The 19,625-nt window shown below is 72.5% G+C and carries 19 protein-coding genes; 11 read left to right on the top strand and 8 right to left on the bottom strand.

What is annotated here, in order from left to right:
* Positions 1 to 5: 5 nt before the first annotated feature.
* On the top strand, positions 6 to 632 hold the full coding sequence (locus SH922_RS18795; protein ID WP_393063614.1) for a precorrin-8X methylmutase: 627 nt from the start codon (positions 6 to 8) through the stop codon (positions 630 to 632).
* Between the two features lie 2 nt (positions 633 to 634).
* A complete protein-coding gene (locus tag SH922_RS18800) occupies positions 635 to 2,140 on the top strand; it encodes a precorrin-2 C(20)-methyltransferase (RefSeq protein ID WP_393059098.1) in 1,506 nt (501 codons plus the stop codon).
* Positions 2,141 to 2,209: 69 nt separating this feature from the next.
* On the opposite strand, the gene SH922_RS18805 is transcribed toward SH922_RS18800, so the two are convergent.
* On the bottom strand, positions 2,210 to 2,965 hold the full coding sequence (locus SH922_RS18805; protein WP_393059099.1) for a cobalt-precorrin-6A reductase: 756 nt from the start codon (positions 2,963 to 2,965) through the stop codon (positions 2,210 to 2,212).
* Positions 2,966 to 2,976: 11 nt separating this feature from the next.
* Here SH922_RS18805 and SH922_RS18810 point away from each other — a divergent pair, with 11 nt between their 5' ends.
* Positions 2,977 to 4,092: a cobalt-precorrin-5B (C(1))-methyltransferase gene (locus tag SH922_RS18810; protein WP_393059100.1), complete on the top strand. Its 1,116-nt coding sequence runs from the start codon at positions 2,977 to 2,979 to the stop codon at positions 4,090 to 4,092.
* A 29-nt stretch (positions 4,093 to 4,121) separates the two neighbouring features.
* Here SH922_RS18810 and cobM read toward each other — a convergent pair whose 3' ends face one another.
* The 3 genes from cobM to SH922_RS18825 all read right to left on the bottom strand — a co-directional run bounded on the left by cobM (position 4,122) and on the right by SH922_RS18825 (position 7,104).
* The gene (cobM, locus tag SH922_RS18815; RefSeq protein WP_393059101.1) at positions 4,122 to 4,871 is read right to left on the bottom strand and encodes a precorrin-4 C(11)-methyltransferase; all 750 of its coding nucleotides are present in this window, start codon (positions 4,869 to 4,871) and stop codon (positions 4,122 to 4,124) included.
* Positions 4,868 to 6,175: a precorrin-6y C5,15-methyltransferase (decarboxylating) subunit CbiE gene (cbiE, locus tag SH922_RS18820; RefSeq protein ID WP_393063615.1), complete on the bottom strand. Its 1,308-nt coding sequence runs from the start codon at positions 6,173 to 6,175 to the stop codon at positions 4,868 to 4,870. The genes cobM and cbiE overlap by 4 nt, the downstream gene beginning before the upstream one ends.
* 509 nt (positions 6,176 to 6,684) lie before the next feature.
* A complete protein-coding gene (locus SH922_RS18825; protein WP_393059102.1) occupies positions 6,685 to 7,104 on the bottom strand; it encodes an SRPBCC family protein in 420 nt (139 codons plus the stop codon).
* Between the two features lie 223 nt (positions 7,105 to 7,327).
* Here SH922_RS18825 and SH922_RS18830 point away from each other — a divergent pair, with 223 nt between their 5' ends.
* Both SH922_RS18830 and SH922_RS18835 read left to right on the top strand, forming a co-directional pair.
* On the top strand, positions 7,328 to 8,149 hold the full coding sequence (locus SH922_RS18830) for a helix-turn-helix domain-containing protein (protein WP_393059103.1): 822 nt from the start codon (positions 7,328 to 7,330) through the stop codon (positions 8,147 to 8,149).
* A gap of 202 nt (positions 8,150 to 8,351) precedes the next feature.
* Entirely contained in the window at positions 8,352 to 8,852 is a 501-nt protein-coding gene (locus SH922_RS18835; RefSeq protein WP_393059104.1) for a hypothetical protein, read from the top strand.
* Between the two features lie 59 nt (positions 8,853 to 8,911).
* Here SH922_RS18835 and SH922_RS18840 read toward each other — a convergent pair whose 3' ends face one another.
* Complete coding sequence (locus SH922_RS18840) at positions 8,912 to 9,691, bottom strand: polysaccharide deacetylase family protein (protein WP_393059105.1); 780 nt, start codon at positions 9,689 to 9,691, stop codon at positions 8,912 to 8,914.
* A 289-nt stretch (positions 9,692 to 9,980) separates the two neighbouring features.
* On the opposite strand from SH922_RS18840, the gene SH922_RS18845 reads away from it, so the two are divergent.
* From SH922_RS18845 to SH922_RS18855, 3 genes are all read left to right on the top strand, one after another.
* Positions 9,981 to 10,565 carry a TetR/AcrR family transcriptional regulator gene (locus SH922_RS18845; RefSeq protein WP_393059106.1) on the top strand — a complete coding sequence of 195 codons (585 nt, stop codon included), beginning with the start codon at positions 9,981 to 9,983 and terminating at the stop codon, positions 10,563 to 10,565.
* A gap of 74 nt (positions 10,566 to 10,639) precedes the next feature.
* On the top strand, positions 10,640 to 11,989 hold the full coding sequence (locus tag SH922_RS18850; protein WP_393059107.1) for an MFS transporter: 1,350 nt from the start codon (positions 10,640 to 10,642) through the stop codon (positions 11,987 to 11,989).
* 25 nt (positions 11,990 to 12,014) lie between these two features.
* Positions 12,015 to 12,773, top strand: a complete 759-nt coding sequence (locus SH922_RS18855) for an SDR family NAD(P)-dependent oxidoreductase (protein ID WP_393059108.1) — start codon at positions 12,015 to 12,017, stop codon at positions 12,771 to 12,773.
* A 65-nt stretch (positions 12,774 to 12,838) separates the two neighbouring features.
* Here SH922_RS18855 and SH922_RS18860 read toward each other — a convergent pair whose 3' ends face one another.
* Entirely contained in the window at positions 12,839 to 13,291 is a 453-nt protein-coding gene (locus SH922_RS18860) for a DUF5707 domain-containing protein (RefSeq protein ID WP_393059109.1), read from the bottom strand.
* A gap of 345 nt (positions 13,292 to 13,636) precedes the next feature.
* On the opposite strand from SH922_RS18860, the gene SH922_RS18865 reads away from it, so the two are divergent.
* The 3 genes from SH922_RS18865 to SH922_RS18875 are packed head-to-tail and all read left to right on the top strand — an operon-like array spanning position 13,637 to position 17,033.
* Complete coding sequence (locus SH922_RS18865; protein ID WP_393059110.1) at positions 13,637 to 15,979, top strand: sensor histidine kinase; 2,343 nt, start codon at positions 13,637 to 13,639, stop codon at positions 15,977 to 15,979.
* Complete coding sequence (locus tag SH922_RS18870; protein ID WP_393059111.1) at positions 15,976 to 16,659, top strand: response regulator; 684 nt, start codon at positions 15,976 to 15,978, stop codon at positions 16,657 to 16,659. Before SH922_RS18865 ends, SH922_RS18870 begins: the two co-directional genes overlap by 4 nt.
* A gap of 50 nt (positions 16,660 to 16,709) precedes the next feature.
* Positions 16,710 to 17,033, top strand: coding sequence for an SCO4225 family membrane protein (locus SH922_RS18875; protein ID WP_393059112.1), 324 nt, complete (start codon positions 16,710 to 16,712; stop codon positions 17,031 to 17,033).
* A gap of 35 nt (positions 17,034 to 17,068) precedes the next feature.
* Here the strand turns inward: SH922_RS18875 and SH922_RS18880 are convergent, their stop codons facing one another.
* Together SH922_RS18880 and SH922_RS18885 are read right to left on the bottom strand one after the other, a co-directional pair.
* The gene (locus tag SH922_RS18880) at positions 17,069 to 18,346 is read right to left on the bottom strand and encodes a peptidase (RefSeq protein ID WP_393059113.1); all 1,278 of its coding nucleotides are present in this window, start codon (positions 18,344 to 18,346) and stop codon (positions 17,069 to 17,071) included.
* A 263-nt stretch (positions 18,347 to 18,609) separates the two neighbouring features.
* Entirely contained in the window at positions 18,610 to 19,587 is a 978-nt protein-coding gene (locus tag SH922_RS18885; RefSeq protein WP_393059114.1) for a hypothetical protein, read from the bottom strand.
* Positions 19,588 to 19,625 lie beyond the last annotated feature (38 nt).

A 19,625-nucleotide genomic window follows, 5' to 3' on the forward strand; every position in this document is an offset into this window, starting at 1 on the left:
GCACTGTGCACCAGTACGAGAAGGACGGACCGGCCATCTATCGCCAGTCCTTCGCCACCATTCGCGCAGAGGCGGATCTGACGGGCCTTCCCGCGGACGTGAGCCAGGTCGCGGTCCGGATGATCCACGCCTGCGGCATGGTCGACCTGGTACGCGATCTCGCCTTCACCCCGGACGTGGTGGCCCGCGCCCGCGAGGCACTTCGGGCGGGCGCCCCCATCCTGTGCGACGTGGCCATGGTCGCCAGCGGTGTCACCCGCAAGCGGCTGCCCGCGGACAACGAGGTCGTGTGCACCCTGTCCGACCCGGCGGTGCCCGGACTCGCGGCGGAGCTCGGCACCACCCGCAGCGCGGCCGCCCTGGAGCTGTGGCGCGACCGGCTCGAGGGTGCGGTCGTCGCCGTCGGCAACGCGCCCACCGCCCTGTTCCGGCTGCTCGAAATGATCGAGGAGGGTGCACCGCGACCCGCCGCCGTCATCGGCGTCCCGGTCGGTTTCGTCGGCGCCGCCGAGTCCAAGGACGCCCTGGCCGTACACCCTTCGGGACTTGAGCACCTGATCGTGCGCGGCCGTCGCGGCGGCAGCGCCATCGCGGCCGCCGCCGTCAACGCGATCGCCAGCGAGGAAGAGTAGCCGTGAGCGAGCAGAAGACGGGCCGGCTGTACGGGGTCGGGCTCGGCCCCGGCGATCCGGCCCTGATGACCCTGCGCGCGGTGGAGATCATCGCCGAGGCCGATGTCGTCGCCTATCACAGTGCCCGGCACGGACGGTCCATAGCGCGGTCCATCGCGGCGAAGCACCTCCGCACCGACCACATCGAAGAGGCGCTGGTCTACCCCGTCACGACGGAGACCACGGACCACCCGGGCGGCTACCGGGGTGCGATGGAGGAGTTCTACACCGAGGCGGCGGCCCGGCTGGCGGTGCACCTCGACGCCGGCCGCACGGTCGCCGTGCTGGCCGAGGGCGACCCGCTCTTCTACGGCTCGTACATGCACATGCACAAGCGGCTCGCCGACCGGTACCCCACCGAGGTGATCCCCGGTGTCACCTCCGTCAGCGCTGCGGCCGCCCGGCTCGGTACGCCGCTCGCCGAGGGCGAGGAGGTGCTGACCATCCTGCCCGGCACCCTTCCGGAGGAGGAGCTGACCGCCCGTCTGTCCTCCACCGACGCCGCCGTGGTCATGAAGCTGGGCCGCACCTTCCCCGCTGTGCGCCGGGCGTTCGAGGCGTCCGGGCGGCTGCCCGAGGCCCGCTACGTGGAGCGCGCCACGATGGCCGGGGAGCGCCTGGGCAACCTGGCCGGCACCGATGCCGAATCCGTGCCGTACTTCGCGGTCGCCGTCCTGCCCAGCAGGATCGGCGCGCCGCGTCCCGGACGCGCCCCGGGCGACGGCGAGGTCGTCGTGGCCGGCACGGGCCCGGCCGGCCCGCTGTGGCTCACGCCCGAGACCCGCGGCGCCCTGGCCGCAGCCGACGACCTGGTCGGCTACACCACCTACCTGGAGCGGGTGCCGGTCCGCCCGGGGCAGGTGCGGCACGGCTCCGACAACAAGGTCGAGTCGGAGCGGGCCGAGTTCGCCCTGGACCTGGCCCGGCGCGGGCGGCGGGTGGCCGTGGTGTCCGGCGGCGACCCGGGGGTGTTCGCCATGGCGACGGCCGTCCTGGAAGTGGCCGCCCAGAAGGAGTACGCGGACGTGCCGGTACGGGTGCTGCCGGGCGTGACAGCCGCCAACGCGGCCGCCGCCCGTGCGGGCGCACCGCTGGGCCACGACTACGCCACGATCTCGCTCTCCGACCGGCTCAAGCCGTGGGAGGTCATCGCGGAACGGCTGCGCGCGGCCGCCTCGGCGGACCTGGTGCTCGCGCTGTACAACCCCGGTTCCCGCAGCCGGACCCGGCAGGTCGGCAAGGCCCGCGATCTGCTTCTGGAGCACCGTTCGCCGGACATCCCCGTGGTCCTCGGCCGGGACGTCGGCCGACCCGCCGAAAGCGTACGCACCGTAAGTCTGGCCGATCTCGACCCGGCCGAGGTCGACATGCGCACGATCCTGATCGTCGGGTCCTCGCAGACCCGCTGGGGGCGGCGGGGCGACGGTCAGCAGATCGTGTGGACACCGCGCCGCTATCCGGAGGCCTGAGCACCGAGGACGGCACCGAGGGCCTGTCATCAGGACCCGGCGAGCCCGGCCCGATCCGAACGAGACCCCCTACGCCGGGCGGCAGCCGAGTGCCCGCAACCAGGCGACGGCCCTCTCCGGGGCTTCGGCCACCGTGACCCCTTCGGGGACCGGCGGCCGGCGCACCACGACGACGGGGATCCGTGCCTCGCGGGCGGCCGTGAGTTTGGGGGCGGTGGCGGCGCCTCCGCTGTCCTTGGTGACGAGGACGTCGATGCGGTGGTGGCGGATCAGCTCGCGTTCTCCGTCGAGAGTGAACGGCCCCCGGTCGAGGAGGGTCTCCATCCGTGCCGGGTGCGGAGGTTCGGGGGCGTCCACCGACCGCATCAGGAACCACAGGGCGTCCAGTCCGGCGAAGGCGGCAAGCCCCATGCGTCCCGTGGTGAGGAACACGCGCCGCCCCAGTGCGGGCAGCGCCCCGGCCGCCTCGGCCAGGGAGGCGACCGGGTGCCAGTCGTCACCGTCGCCCGGCACCCATCCGGGCCGCCGCAGCATGAGCAGGGGAACATGGGTGGCAGCGGCTGCGGCGGCCGCGTGGAAACTGATCGTCCCGGCGAAAGGATGGGTGGCGTCGATGAGCGCATCCACCTGGTGCGTACGCAGCCATGCCGCAAGCCCGTCGGCACCGCCGAAGCCTCCGACACGGACCTCTCCCGGCGGAAGTCTCGGACTGGCCACCCGGCCGGCGAGGGAGCTGGTCACCCTGGTCCCGGCGGGAAGCTCCGCCATCAGCAGCCCGGCGAGACGGCGGGCCTCCGTCGTCCCGCCCAGTATCAGAACGTGCATCGGATCCATCCATGAGTGAAGCGAAAGGCGGGCGCAGCGCCCAACTCAAACACACCGGTCTGCGCCCCGGCTGGACGACCGGTGCCTGCGCCACCGCGGCCACCACGGCCGCGTACACGGCGCTGCTGAGCGGCGACTTCCCCGACCCGGTCACCGTCACCCTTCCCCGGGGCCAGACCCCGGCCTTCGCCCTGGCGGTGGAGGAACTGGCCGAGGGGCGGGCGACGGCCGGGGTGGTGAAGGACGCGGGCGACGACCCCGACGTCACGCACGGCGCTCTCGTGCGGGCCACCGTGCGGGCGCTGCCGCCGGGCTCGGGTGTGGTGTTCCGGGCCGGTCCGGGCGTGGGTACGGTCACGCTGCCCGGCCTGCCGCTCGACGTCGGCGAGCCCGCGATCAACCCCGTACCGCGGCGGATGATCCGCGAGCACATCGCCCGGGTCGCGGCGGCACACCGCGGTTCCGGGGACGTCGAAGTCACCGTCTCCGTGGACCACGGCGAGGAGATCGCCCGCTCCACCTGGAACCCTCGGCTCGGCATCCTGGGCGGGCTCTCGATCCTCGGCACGACCGGCATCGTGGTGCCCTACTCCTGCTCGGCGTGGATCGACTCGATCCGCCGGGGCGTGGACGTGGCCCGCGCAGCCGGACACACCCATGTTGCGGGCTGCACCGGCTCCACCTCCGAGAAGACCGTGGTGGCCGAGTACGGGCTGCCCGAGATCGCTCTGCTCGACATGGGGGACTTCGCGGGCGCGGTGCTCAAGTACGTCCGCCGCCACCCCGTGGAACGGCTCACCGTCTGCGGGGGGTTCGCCAAACTGTCGAAGCTCGCCGCCGGCCATCTCGACCTGCACTCCGGACGCTCCCAGGTCGACAGGACCTTCCTCGCGGGACTGGCCCGGCGAGGCGGCGCGGACGAAGCCCTCGCCGCCGAGGTGGCGGCCGCCAACACCGGCCTCGCGGCACTCCAGTTGTGCCAGGCGCGCGGTGTCCCGCTCGGTGACCTGGTGGCAGTCGCGGCACGGGACGAGGCGCTCTCGGTCCTGCGGGGCGCGCCGGTCGCCGTCGACGTCATCTGCATCGACCGGGCCGGCACGGTCGTCGGGCGCAGCAGCGTGCGCTGAGGGCCTGCCCGGCCGATGCGACGTCGCGGTCAGCAGACGTGCCGCTCGCGTCCGGGCGAGTAGAGGTGGCTGTCACGGAACTGCTCGGCGCCCAGCGTGCGGCCCACCATGATGACGGCGGTACGGATCACACCCGCCGCCTTCACCTGCTCCGCGATGCCGTCGAGAGGGCCGCGCAGGATGACCTCGTCAGGACGGGAAGCCAGCGCCACGACCGCGGCCGGGCAGTCGGCCCCGTAGTGGGGCAGCAGTTCCTCGACGACGCGGTCCACGTACTTGGCGGCGAGATGCAGGACGATCAGGGCCCCGCTGCGCCCCAGGGTCGCCAGGTCCTCGCCCTCGGGCATCGCGGTGGCCCGGTTGGCCACTCGGGTGAGGATGACGGTCTGGCCGACCGTCGGCACGGTCAGCTCCCGCTTGAGTGCCGCCGCGGCGGCCGCGAACGCGGGTACTCCCGGCACCACTTCATAGGGCACACCCGCCTCGTCGAGGCGCCGCATCTGCTCGTTGACCGCGCTGAACACCGAGGGATCGCCCGAGTGCAGCCGCGCCACGTCGTGACCCGCCCGGTGCGCGTCCGTCAGCTCGGCGGTGATCTGGTCGATGTCGAGCTGCGCCGTGTCCACCAGACGCGCATCCGCAGGGCACTCGGCGAGAAGCTCGCGGGGCACCAGGCTGCCCGCGTACAGGCACACTCTGCAGGCGGCGAGCGTGCGCGCACCACGCACCGTGATCAGGTCGGCCGCACCCGGACCTGCGCCGATGAAGTACACGGTCATCTGTCGTCTCCTGAGGGTTCTGCGGGGGCTTCGGCCGAGCTTTCCGCGGCGGGGCCGATCGAGGGTTTGCGTACGGACCACTGAGTGACCGGCATCGCCTGGCGCCAGCCGGTGAAACCACCGACCGGCACGGCGTGCGCGACTGCGAGGCGGACCAGGTCACCGCCGTGCCGGCGGTATCGCCCGGCGAGCAGCGCCTCGGACTCCAGGGTGACCGTGTTGGCGACCAGCCGGCCGCCGGCCGGCAGCACCTCCCAGCAGGCGTCCAGCAGCCCGGGCGCCGTGAGCCCGCCGCCGATGAACACGGCGTCGGGCGTGGGCAGTCCGTTCAGACAGTCGGGGGCCCGGCCGGTGACCACGCGCAAGCCGGGCACACCGAGCCGGTCGGCGTTGTCCGTGATCCGCTGCGCCCGTACGGGGTCGTGCTCCACGGTGATCGCCCGGCAGGAGGGATGGGTCCGCATCCACTCGATCGCCACGGACCCCGAACCGCCACCGATGTCCCACAGGAGTTCGCCGGGGGCGGGGGCGAGCACGCCGAGGGTGGCGGCCCGGACGTGGCGCTTGGTGAGCTGGCCGTCGTGTGCGTACGCCTGGTCGGGCAGGCCCGGGACGGCGCCCAGGCGCAGGACGTCGGGGGCGCTCAGGCATTCGATCGCGATGACGTTCAGGGGGTCACCCGGCGGGCGCGTCCAGGCGTCCGCCGTACCCTCGGCACACGCTTCGTTCTCGCCGCCGAGCTGTTCCAGCACCCTCATCCGGCTGGGCCCGAAGCCGTGTTCACGCAGCAGTGCCGCGACCACGCCGGGAGTGGTGGCGTCCGCGCTGAGGACCAGCAGCCGGCGGCCCTCGTGCAGGGCAGCGGCCAGCCGGGCCGGAGGGCGGCCGACCAGGGTGACGACCTCGGTGTCCTCCAGGGGCCAGCCGACGCGGGCGCAGGCGTAGGAGACGGACGACGGGTGCGGCAGGATCCGCAGCCCCGCGGACCCCAGCACTTCGGTGAGGGCCCGCCCGATGCCGTAGAACATCGGGTCGCCGCTGGCCAGTACGGCGATGCGGCTTCCCGCGTGCGCGGCCAGCAGGCCGGGAACCGCGGGCCGGAGCGGCGAGGGCCACGCCACGCGGCGTCCTGCGCACTCCGGTGGGAGCAGGCCCAGTTGGCGCTCGCCGCCGATCAGGACCTGTGCGCCGATGAGCTCCGAGCGTGCCGTTTCAGGGAGTCCCGCCCATCCGTCGGCGCCGATCCCCACCACACTCACTGCAGGTGGAACGGGGTGCACGGCGGGTTCGGGGGTCACGGACAGTACCTCGGGTCTTGGGGGCTGACGCACCCGAACTCTACTGTCCGGGCTCGGCCGGACACCGGTCAGGTGGCCTCCTCCTCACCCTCACTGCCCGCCCGGCACCGCTTTGCGCAAAGGACTGAAACTCTTGCACGCAGCCTTGACGCGTACACGCCTGGACGGCAGGCACCGACGCGGAATCCCCCACGGCAGCTTCCCCCACGAGTAGCTGCCTCCCTGGGCACGGCTGTGCCCGATGCGGGCACAGCCGTGCCCGCGAGGATCAGTGTGGCGGTGCGGGGGAGGGTGCGAAAGTGCCGGTGCGACGGTGTGGGGGCTCGCATGAAGCTCGGCGCCGCCCTCGCCGTCGCCCCCGGGCACGCGAGTGCCGCCGGCCGCGGGGACGAACCAGGCGGCGCCCCAAGTGACTTGTCGTCTCAGCGCCGGGTGCTGGGCCGGGGCCTGCTCCCCGCCCCACGCCGGGTGTTGGGCGGGGGCACCTCCTCCGCCCGGCACCCGGCGCGAGGCCCCTACCTGTCCGTCGTGGCCGCGGCGGCCTTCAACGTGTCCTGCATGACGTGCGCCCCCTGCTCGACCATCTCACCGATGGAGGCGACGAGTTCGTCCGGCGTCACGTCGATCGTCCAGACGAACCGGCTGCGCCCTTCGGTGGCGTCAAGCACCTGCATCGAGGCGTGATGATGCTTCGGCGCCAGCGAGCCGCCGACCACCGCGTAGGCCACCCGGCGGGCCGCATCGTCGATGTCGACGATCAGCTCGTGCACGACGACACCGTTGGCGAAGGTCACGATCCTGGTGTCCGCCTCCATGCGGGTGTCCGTGACGAAGCCAGGCGCCAGGCGCCGGTGCACGGCTCCGACCTCGCGCAGGGCCGCCCAGACGTTCTCCGGGGAGTTGTCGATCAGGAATTCCTTGTGGATGTGAGCCATGTGGTCTTCTCCTGTCAGGTGATCGGTCGGGCGCCGGTGGCGAGGCAGGGCGGGTGCCCCTCGGGATCGGTGAGGACGACCCACCGGTCCCTGCCCGGCTGGACCTCGGGCCTCTACGCGGTACGGCGTGAGGTGCGACGCCGCTCAGCCTGCTCGCCCCGCCCCTGCCCGGTCTTGAAGATCCTTGCGCGGGAGTGTCGGACCCCCGGCGTAGCGTTCAGGAGTGCTCACCTCCACCGTCCTCGCCACCCGGCCCGACTTCTGCGTCACCGCCGTCAACTGCCGGGACGACCACACCCGCTGGTCACCGGCGGAGGTGCGTGAGGACTACCGTGTGGTGCTCGTACGCCGCGGCCGGTTCCGCAGGCAGACAGCCGGCGCCCCTTCCGAGGTCGACCTGACGATGGCCTATCTCGGCGTCCCGGGTGAGGAGGAGCGTTTCGCGCACCCGGCCGGCGGAGGCGACGAGTGCACGTCGATCAGCCTGACGCCGGGGCTGTGGAGGGTCGTGGCGGGTGAGGACGCCCGCCCGGTTCGACGGACCGTGTACGTGGGCGCCCGCCTCGACCTGGCCCACCGCCGCGTCCTCGCGTCCGCGCGCACCGGCGACGTGGACCATGCGGTGACCGAGGAGCTCCTCGGCCTGCTCTCCGCCGCCATCGGCCAGGCCGTCGGCGGAGCCGGTCCGGCCGGTGTCCGTCCCGGCCGGGACGAGGCGATGCTCGTCGCCGCGGCCCGGCATGCGATCGGCGAGGCCCACCCCGCCTCCGAAGGGCTTCTGCCGCTTGCGGAGCTCCTCGGCGTCTCGCCCTACCGCCTGAGCCGCTCCTTCACCCGTGAGCTGGGCGTCTCACTGACCCGCTACCGCAACCGGGTCCGTGTCGGCCGGGCCCTCGACCGGCTGGACGCGGGCGAGGAGAGCCTCGCCGCCCTCGCCGCCGACCTGGGCTTCTCCGACCAGGCCCACCTCTGCCGGACCATGCGCCAGTACCTCGGCCACACACCGACGGCACTGCGCCGGCTTCTCACCCCGCGATCGCCTTGAGGTGACAACGCCCGGGCAGCGGGCCTCGGCCGGGGCCGGCGCATGATCACCGAGCCCGGCGGGCGAGGGAACCGACTGACACAGCGTGGCGTCTGGCACAGGACGATCAGGACTCCCGGACGATCAGGACTCCAGGACGATCAGGACTCCAGGACGATCAGGACGTCGGCGGAGGCAGGGAAGGCCCGAAAGGCGGCGCACCATGCTGGTCCTGTTGATGTACGGCGCCATGCTCGCCGTTCCGCTCTGGGGCATTGCGGTAGCCGTGAAGCTGATATCCGCCGCCCTGCCTGGACGCCGGCCCGACTGGGCCGGGGACCTGCTGCGTTGGAGCGCAGGCATGGCGGCTGTCGCAGCCGCCATCGTGTACTCGATCGGGCTCGGCTCGGTCCAGTGGGACGCGAGCGAGGCAGAGTCCGGCGCGAGCAGCTCGCCGGCCGCCCCCTGCCGCTCCCTCCCGCCCGGCACGCTCGACCGTCTCGCCGGGCACGAACCGTCCTACTTCCCCCTGGGTTTCGACTGTCGGCTGGACGACGGGAGCATCGTCGCGGCCGACGGCTCCTACGGCCTCCTCAACGCCCTGACCGCCTCCTTCGCCCTGGCCGCGGTGCTGTTGATGCTCTCGGTGGGGTTTGTGAACGAGTACCGGGCGCGGGCCGGGACGAAGGCGGGGAGGGTGGCCGAGCCCCTGGAAGCGCCCTGAGAGGTTCGGGGCTGTCTGCCGTCACCCGAGGGTCTGGCCGGCAGCGGGGCAGGGCTCACTCACCGCACGGGGAAGCCGAAGGAGTACCCCTGCTGCCTCAGCCAGGGCAGGACCTCGCGCAGAGCGGCCAGGGTCTGGGAGCGGTCCCCTCCCGCGTCGTGGAAGAGGACGGTCGGCCCGTTGGAGATCTCGCTCTTGACCGTGGCGACCATGGTGTCCACGCCGGGACGCTCGAAGTCCTTGGTGTCGACGTTCCAGCCCAGCGGCCGCATTCCCCGCGACGCGGCGAGGTGGCGGCTGTACGGGGTGAAAGCGCCGCCCGGGGCGCGGTAGTACTGCGGCCGGACGCCTCCGGACGCCTTGGTGATCATGCGTTCGGCATCCAGGATCTGCTGGGACTGGTAGGCCTCGGACTTGGTGTCCATGGCGGTGTCGTGCGAGACGGTGTGGTTGCACAGCCGGTGCCCGCCGGCCACGACCGCCTTGACCAGGTTCGGGTACGCCTCGGCCTGAGTGCCCACCATGCAGAACGTGGCCTTCACGCCGTTGTCCTTGAGGAGTTGCAGCACCTGCGGGGTCCAGACCGGGTCCGGTCCGTCGTCGATGGTGATGTTGACGCCCTTGGCGCCGCGGTCCGAGGCGTGCGCGATGTCCGCCGCCACCTTGGCCACGGTCCGGTCCTGGGGCTTGGCGCCCGGCGCCGAGATGGGCGCTCGGGGGCCCGCTGCGACGGTGCCGGCCTGCGCGGTCCACAACGAGGTGGCAGCGGCCATCGCCGTCACCCCGAGTGCCGCCGCGAGAAGCTTGGTGTGCCATCCCCTTCCCTTGTGCTTTGCCATGTCCGCCCGCCCCTTTGCCGTCTCCGCCGATGCCCTGCCCTGCCCTCATGAAGACACACGAACGCACCTACGGGCTGCCTCTGTTACCGATCGCAGACGAATCCGCAGGCGACCGGCGACAATCCCGGGAGCCCCGCTCCGAATGGGGGCAGCCACCACCGGGGGCAGCACCCGGCCGGCGCCCGCGGCACCGAGGCGGCGGGAGCGCGACCGCGTGCGGCGACGCGCGGCGACCTACAGCGCTCGGAGTTATTGACCGATCGTTCTGCATGGGATTACAGTCTTCACTGTGGCCAGGACCAAGGAATTCGATCCGGAAGCCGCGCTCCAGTCAGCCCTTGAGCTGTTCTGGCGGCGGGGCTACGAAGCGACGTCGATGGCCGACCTCGTCGAGCACCTCGGCATCGGCCGCGCGAGCATCTACGCCACCTTCGGCAACAAGCACGAGCTGTACCTGAAGGCCATGGACCGGTACTCCGAGTGGCGCGATCCACTCCTCCTCGCCGAGCTCTCCCAGCCGGGACCCACACTGCCCGCCGTGCGGGCGGTGGTACGCCGGTTCGCCTCGGAGGCCGCCTCGCCCGAGGGCCGGCTGAACGGCTGCCTCATCACCAACACAGCGGCCGAGCTGGCCCCGCACGACCCCGCGGCCGCGCGTCGGGTCGAGATCAGCTGGGAGCACCTCGAAACCCCGCTGCACTCCGCGCTCGTACGCGCCCGGGCCCAGGGAGAGCTGCCCGAGGATCGCGACCCTCACGCACTGGCCCGCATGCTGCTCGTCCTGCTGCAGGGCGTACGGATCGTCGGCAAGGCGTCCAGCGACCTGGCCCGGGTGCGGGACGCGGTCGAGCAGGCGCTGACCCTGCTGGACTGAATCACCCCCGGAGCCGCCACGCCCCTCCCGCGCGCCCAAATAATGGACCGATCATTCAAGAATGAGGGAGGGTCATGACCGTCGAGGGAGCCACCCCCGTCGTCAAGGTGCAGTACCGGTACGCCTTCGCCCTTCTCGGCAGCATCCAGATCACCCTGATCTTCACGCTCTCGGCGATCGCTGTACCTCTGCCGCGCATCGGCCGGGAATTGGGCTTACAACGGCCCGACTTGATCCTGCTCAGTGCCGCGTACGGACTGACCTTCGCCGGACTGCTGCTCTTCGGTGGCCGCCTTGCCGACCGCTGCGGCGGGCGGCGCACCCTCACCGCGGGCCTTGCCCTCTTCGCCGCCGCCTCCGCCGTCGCCCCGTTCGCCACCGGCATCGGGGCCCTGATCGCGGCCCGCTTCGCACAGGGCGCCGGCGCGGCCCTCGTCGCGCCCGCTGCCATGGCGGTGCTGCGCGTCACCTTCTCCTCCCCCGTCGCGTACCGCAGGGCGATGGCCACCTGGGGCGGGCTCTCCGTGCTCGGCGCAACGGCCGGCAATCTGCTCTCCGGCGTCATCCTGTCGCTGCTGTCGTGGCGTTGGACCTTCGCACCACCGCTCGTGGTCGCGGTCGCAGCCCTCACCCTCACCTCGCGGTCACTGCCGCCCACCCCTCCGAGCCGGGACAGGGCTCTGGACCTGACGGGGGCTCTGCTCGCCACCACCGGGATCATCCTCACCAGTTACGGGCTCGTCGTCACCGACACCCGGCCCTGGTCGTCGGCCGCTGTGCTCGCGCCACTGCTCGGCGGCACCGCACTGCTCGTCGCGTTCCTGTACGCCGAGCGTCGCGCCCGCGACCCACTGCTGCCGACCGCCTTCCTGCTCAACCAGCGGCGCGCCCTCGCCCTCATGGCCATCGCGCTGAGCGCCTGTGGGACCGCGATGACCTTCGTGGTCCTCTCGCTCCACCTCCAGCAGGTCCGCGACTGGTCACCGCTGCAGACCTCGGCCGCCTTCGTGCCCTTCGCCATCGCGCTGATCGCCTCGGGCCGGGCGGCGGGACCACTCATCGTCCGGTACGGGGCCCGGGCCGTCACGACCGCCGGGCTCGGCACCGGCGCGGCCGGGCTCGCTCTCCTCGCCTTCACCGGACTCCACGCGCACACCCCGTACGCGTACGGACTGCTCCCGGGCCTCGTGCTGTTGCCGGCCGGTGCCGCGGCCTCCTTCGGAGGAGCCGCCGTGCTCACCGCCGAAGGCGTACCGCAGCAGCAGACCGGGCTCGCGGGCAGTGTGCTGAACAGCGCGATGGAGCTCGGCCCGACCGTCCTCCTCGCCGTCCTGCTCACGCTCGGCAGCGACGCCCGCTCCCTCGGCGCGACAGGAATCGCCCTGGCCGTCGCCGCCCTTCTGAACCACCGCAGTACCAAGTAATCGCTCACTCAAAGGAGTTGTCGAAATGCAGCGCTTCGCTGGAAAGACCGTGCTCGTCACGGGCGCGGGATCCGGTCTCGGCCGCGCCATCGCGCTCGCCTTCGCCACCGAGGGCGCGTCCGTGGTCGCCGCAGGTCGCACCGCAGCCTCCCTGGACGAGACGGTCGGCCTCATCGAGGCGGCCGGCGGCACGGCTGCCGCCGTCACCGCCGACGTCACCGACTCCGGCCTGCTCCGCAACCTCGTACACGCCACTGTCACCCGATTCGGCGGACTCGACATCGCGGTCAACAACGCCGGGATTCTCCGCGGCACCGTACCGGTCGCCGAGGTGAGCGAGGAGGACTGGGACGCGGTGCTGCGGACCAATGTCACCGGTGTCTGGCTGGCCATGAAGCACCAGATCGCCCACATGAAGGAGAACGGCGGCGGGGTCATCGTCAACATCTCCTCCAACCTGGGCGCACACATGCGCATCCCGAACGCCGCCGCGTACATCACCTCAAAGGCGGCGGTCTCCGCACTGACCCGCGCCGCCGCTCTCGACCACATCCACCAGGGCATCCGCATCAACGCGGTCAGCCCGGGCGCCTCCGCCGCTCCCATGTCGCTACGGCCCGGCGAGACCGAGGCCGACCGTACCGAGAGGGTGAGGTCGGAGAACCCGCTCGGCCGGGTCGCTGAGGCCGATGAGGTGGCGGCCGCCGTGCTCCACCTCGCCTCGCCCCTGTCCGGCGCGATGGTCGGGACCGACCTGGTGATCGACAGCGGCGCATCGGCCTGACGGTGCCGGGGCAGGGGGCGACATCCCCGGGTGGGGTTCACCTCGATGCCGACCGCGGTGGCGGGTCAGCGGGCGATGTCGACGGAGGCGGCGCGGGGCAGGAACAGGGTGTCCCCGTCCTTGGCCGTCGCGAGGACCGAGATGTGCCACGTTCCCCGGTCCAGTCCGGCGGCCTCCTCCTTCGTCACCGTCAGACGGTAGGTGCACCGTGAGTTCTCGTCAGAGAGGCTCCGGCAGGTGGCGTCGTCCACCTCGCGGAGCTCCGCCTCCGTGGGGTCGAGCCCCGAACTCGCGGGCCATGCAATGACCTTCAGGCCTCGGATGCCCGAGTCGTCGCTCACCTTCGCGGTGAAGGTGAACGTGCCCGCGACGGTGTCGGTCGGAGCGGTGTAGCGGACCGATCCGTCGTTCAGCACAGGCTTCGAGTCGGTCGTGGAGGCCATGGCGAAACCGCCGACGGCCACCGCGCCGATGGCGACGGCACCGATGAGGGACGGGACGAGGATGCGCTTGGACATGGGAGATCCCCCTGGATCGTGTATGCGGAGCGGGCTCGGTGCCCGTGGTCATCGTCGGACCGCGATGCACCACGACGTGTGGAACGACCGCTGGTGGAGAGGGTGAGGGGCCGGCTGCGGATTCCTTGGCGGATCCGTCGGCGGGCCGCTCTCCCGATGTGATCGAGACTATGGGCCGGAGCGTGGCGCGGGCCTCGGGCGCCGGGATGACCGCCCCGTCCAACCAGAGGTGGAGGACCGCTCCCGCAGTCGTCCTCCACCCGCTTCTGCACCTCAGGTAAGAGACCGGAATCCGCCTTCAGCCGGAGCCGGTACGCCGGGCTGCGGCCCTAGCCTTTACCTGTCATGAAACAAACCGACGACCGGGTGATCCCGGTGCTGCTGATCTGCGTCCAGGCCCTGGTGTGGCCGGGGGGTGCGCTGCTGCGCGGGGAACTTCCGTCCTCGTCCGACCTCCTCGTGGCGGCCCTGGTCGCCGGACCGGTGACGGCCGCGCTCGCCCTGCGCCGCGACCGTCCGGTGACCACCCTCGTCCTGACCGCTGCCGCCTGCGCGCTGGGAGCCGGTCCGCTGCCCGCCGGGGCGATGGCGGTGCTCGGGACCGCGGGCGTCGCGCTGGCCCTGTTCACAGTGGCGGTCGAGCGTGACACCTTCACCGCCGTGCTGTGCGTGGTGGCGCTCGCCGTCTGGCAGTTGCTCCAGGGGCTCAGCCTGCACGGGCTGCGCGAGGGAGACGGGCTCGACCTGGTCCTCACCGCCCTGCTGTACGCCGCCGCCTGCGGTGGCGGCCTGCTGGTACGGCGGAGCCGTCGTGCGCGGCGGGCCGCCGAGCAGCGGCTGAAGCGGGCCGAGTCCGAACGGCACCGGCTCCCGGCAGCCGAACGGCAGCGCATGGAACGGGAGTTGCACGATGTCAGCGCCCACCACCTGACGGCCGTGGTGGTCACGGTCGGCGCGGCGGTCGGACTGCGTGACCGCCGTCCCGAACTCGCCGACGAGGCTGCCCGGTTCGCAGTCGAGACCGGCCACGAGGTCACCCGGGCGCTCGGCTCGGTACGCGCGCCCGCACCCTCCCGCACGGAGCAGCCCTCGCCGCGGGAGCGGCTGCTGGATCTGGTCGCGGGGGTCCGCCGACTGGGCCAGGAGGTGGACTGCGAGATCGACGCCCTGCCGGACGGCGGCGTCGCGGACGCGGCGTACGGCATCGTGCGCGAGGCGCTGACCAACGTGGCACGGTACGCCCCGGGCGCACACACCAGGGTGCTGTGCCGGTACGGCGACGCCCGTACGGAGGTCGTGGTCACCAGCGGGGCGCCCCTGCCCGGCACGGTGGCACACGGCGCGGGCCTCGGCGGGGGACGCGGCCAGAACCTCCTGCGGTCCCGGGCACGGGAGGCGGGCGGCACCCTGGCCACCGGACCGACCGCGGAGGGCGGCTGGGAGGTGCGCGCGACCCTGCCCGGACGGGTCACCGCCACGGCGGAGCCGTCCGTACCGCGGAGCTACCGCGTGGCACAGCTGACGGCTGCCGTCGGCCTCGTCCTGCAGCCGCTGCTGCCGGCGCTCGTCATCAGGGCCGAGACCGTGGCGCCCGGTGCGCAGGTGTCCGCGGGTGTGTTCTTCGCGTTGCTGGCCGCGGCCCAGGCGGTCACGCTCCTGTGGCTGCGCCGGGCGCCGCGTACCGCCCAGGGTGTCCTGTGCGCTCTGGCCCTGCTCTGGCCGGTGGCGACGGCCACGGGTGACTACACCGGACCGGTCGTCCTCCCGCCGGCGTTGAGCCTGCTGGCCACCTGCGCGGCGCTCGCCGCGGATGCGGCCGGCACCGCCGGTGGCCGCTCCCGCCCTTGCCTGCCGGCCGTGGCGGTGGCGGTGCACGCGGTGGCCGCGACCGCCGCGGTCCTGGAGCGGGGCACGGCGCTTCCCCCCTGGGCGGTCGCCGCGCTGTCCACGGCCGGGGCGACATCGGCCGTCTGCGCGGCCCGGTGGGCCGGAACCCTGCGCGGGCGGCGGGACCTGGCTGCCCGCCGCGCGCGGGAGGAACGGCTCGCGGGCTGGACCGGAGAGGCCGTCCGGGACGCGTGGGGCGAGCGCCGCCGCATCGCCGCCGGACTGGAGACCACCGTCCTCGCGCGCACCGCCGACATGGTCGTGGAGGCGCAGGCGGGCCGACTCGAAGCGACGGCGGAACGCGCCCGTGAGGCCCTGGCCGCGATGCGCGCCCTGCTCGACACGGCCCGCGAGGACGAGTCCGGGCAACAGCTGCGGCCGCAGCCCACGCTCCAGGCTCTGGACCTGCTCGCCCGCCAGTGCCGGGCCACCGGGCGCGAGGTGGAGATACGGCTGACCGACCGCGTGCCGGAACGCCTGCCCACCGCTGTGGACCTGGCCGCCTACTACGTCGCCGAGACGGTACTGGCCGCAGGCGGCGAGGAGCCGGCCGTGATCGAACTCGACGCCTTCGAAGGTACGTTGGTCCTCACCGCCACAGGGGTGCCGCGTGCCGTCCACCCCGCCGTGCAGGAACGGCTGGCTGCACGGGTCTCGGCTCTCGACGGCACCGTGACCACCCGGCCTGCAGGCACGGTCGGCCTCCGACTGCCCTTTGCTCCGAGCCCGACGGGCCGGGCCGCCACGGACACACCACCGGCCGTCGCCGAGCAGGGCGACGGGGAGCGGAGGACGCCATGAGCATCAGCGTGCTGGTCGCCGACGACCAGGGCATCGTACGGGCGGGGTTCGCCGCCGTGATCGACGCCGAGGAGGACATGACGGTCGTCGGTGAGGCCGCCGACGGCGCCGAAGCGGTGCGGCTCGCCCAGGAACTCGTACCCGACGTGGTCGTCATGGACGTCCGGATGCCCGAACTGGACGGGATCGCCGCCACCCGCATCATCACCGGCCACCAGGACGCGCCCCGTGTCCTGGTGCTGACCACCTTCGACCTCGACGCGTACGTCTTCGACGCGCTGCGCTCCGGGGCCTCCGGTTTCCTGCTCAAGGACGTGCACGCCGCCGAACTGCTGGACGGTATCCGGGTGGTGGCCGCCGGCGAGAGCGTGCTCTCGCCGTCCGCGACCCGCCGGCTCATCGGCCACTACGCCTCCGCGGCGGACACCGGACCCGGCGCCGGAAGCACGGTGACCGAGCTGGGCAGCCTGACCGGCCGTGAACGCCACGTCCTGGCCCTGGTCGCGTCCGGACTCACCAACGCGGAGATCGCCGGCCGGCTCGGCATCACCGTCGGCACGGTGAAGTCCCATGTGAACGCGCTGCTGCGCAAGCTCGGGCTGCGGGACCGGGTGCAGGCGACGATCCTCGCGTACGACCTCGGCCTCGCCCGCCCGAACCCGCCCGGCCACCATCCGTGACCCTTTCCGATCTCCGGATCATCTCCAGGACGACCGAGGAGTCCACCACCGTGCCTGCTTCTTCCGACCGGTCCCCCGCCCGTCGCCCGCGCCTCGCCGCCGGCGACGTCATCGCCCTCGTCTACCTCGTGATCTGTGCCGCACTGCTCGTCTGGGCGTTCGTGGTGTCCGCCGGTGACGACTCCGGCGAGTCCATGGCGGGAGTCATTCCGCTGCTCGCGACGGCCCCGGCCAGCCTGGTCCTGCTGATGCTGCCGGGGGGCTCCGTGGTGATCGTCGTCTCTGTCGCCGTCGGCGCCCTCGCCAACGCCGCGGTCATCCGGTGGTGTGCCCGCGCACTGCGGCGCGGCACCGACCAGGACCCGGCGCCCTGAAGCCGGGATGCCCGTTCGGCATCCCGGCCCATGCGTCAGAGGCGGGAGCCGGCCTTGCGACGGCGTACGACGAACATCGCGCCTGCGCCGATCACCAGGGCTGCGCCGCTCGCGAGGGCGAGCTGTGACGGCTCGGCGGACGAACCCGTGGCGGCGAGGCTGCCGTTCACGGGACCGGCCGACGAACCGCTCTGCGGCGTGAGGTCCGAGGTGTTCGGCTCGGTCGCACCGGGCTTGGCGTGGCCGGGCTTGCCGGGCTTGCTTCCCGCGGTGGCGATCACGAAATCGGGCCCGTGGGTGTTCGCGGTCGTGCCGCAGGTGCCGTCGACGTTCCAGTAGCTGCCGGAGACGAGGGTGGCACCGTTGCCCGCGGGGGCCGAGGCGTCGATCGTGAAGCGCATCTTGACGTCGACGTGGGCGCCGGCCTTCAGCGGGCTGATTTTCTCCATGTAGTGCTCGACGTCGACGTTCTTCCACTTCGAGGCGGCGGCGGACCACCGCTGCAGGTGCACCAGGTGGTCGAGGGGTTTGTGTCCGCTCCGGGAGGTCGCGCGGATGTAGACGGACGGAAACAACCGATCAATCGCCTTGCCGGTGCCGTTGGTCACCCGGAACGTGAAGTCGACCCTCTTGCCGGCGACGACCGTGGACGGCAGACCCGTGATGACCGTGGTGAGCTCGGTCTCGAGGACGCAGGTGTCGAGGTAGTCGCCGCCGTGGAGCTCCTTCGCCTTGGCCAGCGCCTCGTCGGCGGCGGTCCTGGCTGCGAGCGCCTCCTTGGTGACCTCCCGCGCCAGGGACAGGGCCCGGGCCGCGCCGACCCGTTCGTCGTCACGCGCGTCGTCGGCCTCCACCGCCTTCGCGTCGGCGGCGGCCTTGGCCTCGGCGGCGGCTGCCGCGGCGGCTGCCGCCTTGGCGAGAGCCGTCGCCGCGGCGGTCCTCTCCGCATCCGTTGCCGTCTCCGGGAGGCCGTCAACCGCCGCTCTGGCGTCGGCGGCCGCCCGGTCGGCCTCGGTCTTCGCGGTGGCGGCGTCGTCCGCCGCGGCCTTGGCCGCCTTCGCCGCCAAGGCCAGAGGAGTGGTGTCGGAGAGAATCACCTTCAGAGCCGCAAGGGTGGTGGCCTCGGCTGCTACGGCGTCGTCGTACGCCGTCTTCGCCGCGGCGGCGGCCTTTTCCAACTCCGCGACGGACGGCTTGTGCTGGGTCTGCGCCGCCGGCTTGTCGTCGGCGAACGCGGGGGTGACTGACAGCAGGAGAGCAGGCGTGGTCACTGCGGCGGCAACGGCTGTGGCAAGAATCCGGCGAATCTTCACAAGAGCCCTTCGGGGTCCGAAAGCGAGAAGAAGGGGCACTGCGGAATGGGACACGCAGAGGCGACTTGAGCCGATCGTATGACCGGAACAGCAGATGGCCCTCACACCTTCTTCACCGGTTCCGGCCGGCACCGGAACACCGGGACGGACACTCGAGACGAAACGGCGCAGTTGCTTTCACTACCGGAGCAATCGCTGTGACGAATGCCACATGCCCGGTGCTGTGAGCGTCTCGTTCCATGACGCTCAGAGCAACGAGCATGTCAGCGGCGGCCGTTGAAGCGTGCACGCAGCAGGTTGGGGTCGGTCTTCGTCGCGTAGGCGGCGCTGAGCACGTACACGTGGTCGTGGTGCAGGGCGATGGAGGTGGGGCCCTGGAGTCCGTCGGCGGCGTCGAGAAGGGTGGTGCTGGCGCCGTCGGGCCAGATACGTACGACCTCGTTGGGACCGTTGAGTGCGGCCAGGACCTGGTTGCCGTGACCGGTGAAGGCGAAGTCGTCGATGCCGACGAGGCCGGACGCCCTGGTCTGCGGTGCGCCCGCCCGGTTGCCGGGGAGGACGGGGATGCGCAGGAGGGTGCCCCGGTCGAGGTTGCTCACCCACAGCGCGCCGTTGTGCACCTTCGCGCCGTTGGCGCCGAGAAAGCCGGTCGAGGCGAGTTCAGGTGCGGTGGACCAGGCGGTGGGGGTGCCGCCGGTCACGGGGACGGTCCATACGGTGCCGAGGACCGAGTCGGTGATGTAGAGCCGCTTGCCGCGCTCGTCCAGGGCGAGCCCGTTGGGCAGGCCGTCCGCGGGAAGTGCGGCGATGCGCTGCGGGTCCTGCCCGGGGCGGATCCGCCACAGGCCCGTCAGGTCGGAAGTGCCGGTGGCGTACAGCACGTACACGGTGCCGTCCGCGCTGCGGACGATGCCGGTGGTCAGCGCGAAGCCCAGGACGGGCGTGTGGACTCCGTCGTCGGCGGGTGCGGGCAGTGTGGCCAGGATGCGGGTCGCGCCGCGGGGGGTGATGCGGGCGACCTGATGGGCACCGGCGAAGGTGACGTACGCCGTGCCGTCGGGCAACAGGGCGACGTTCTCCGGCTGTTGGCCCGCCAACAGGTCGAAGTGGCCGGCGATCCGGATGTCGGTCAGCGGCCTGCCGCCGCTTCCCGGCGTCGCGCGGGCCGGTGCGGCAGCGGTGAGGGCTGCGGCGGCCACGAGGACGGCCGACAGGGTGGTCATGAGGGTTCGCTTGGACATGGTTCCTTCTCCGGTTTCGGGCATGCGGCAGCCGCGGT

This window comes from Streptomyces sp. LN549, from assembly GCF_043203805.1.
GTDB lineage: Bacteria > Actinomycetota > Actinomycetes > Streptomycetales > Streptomycetaceae > Streptomyces.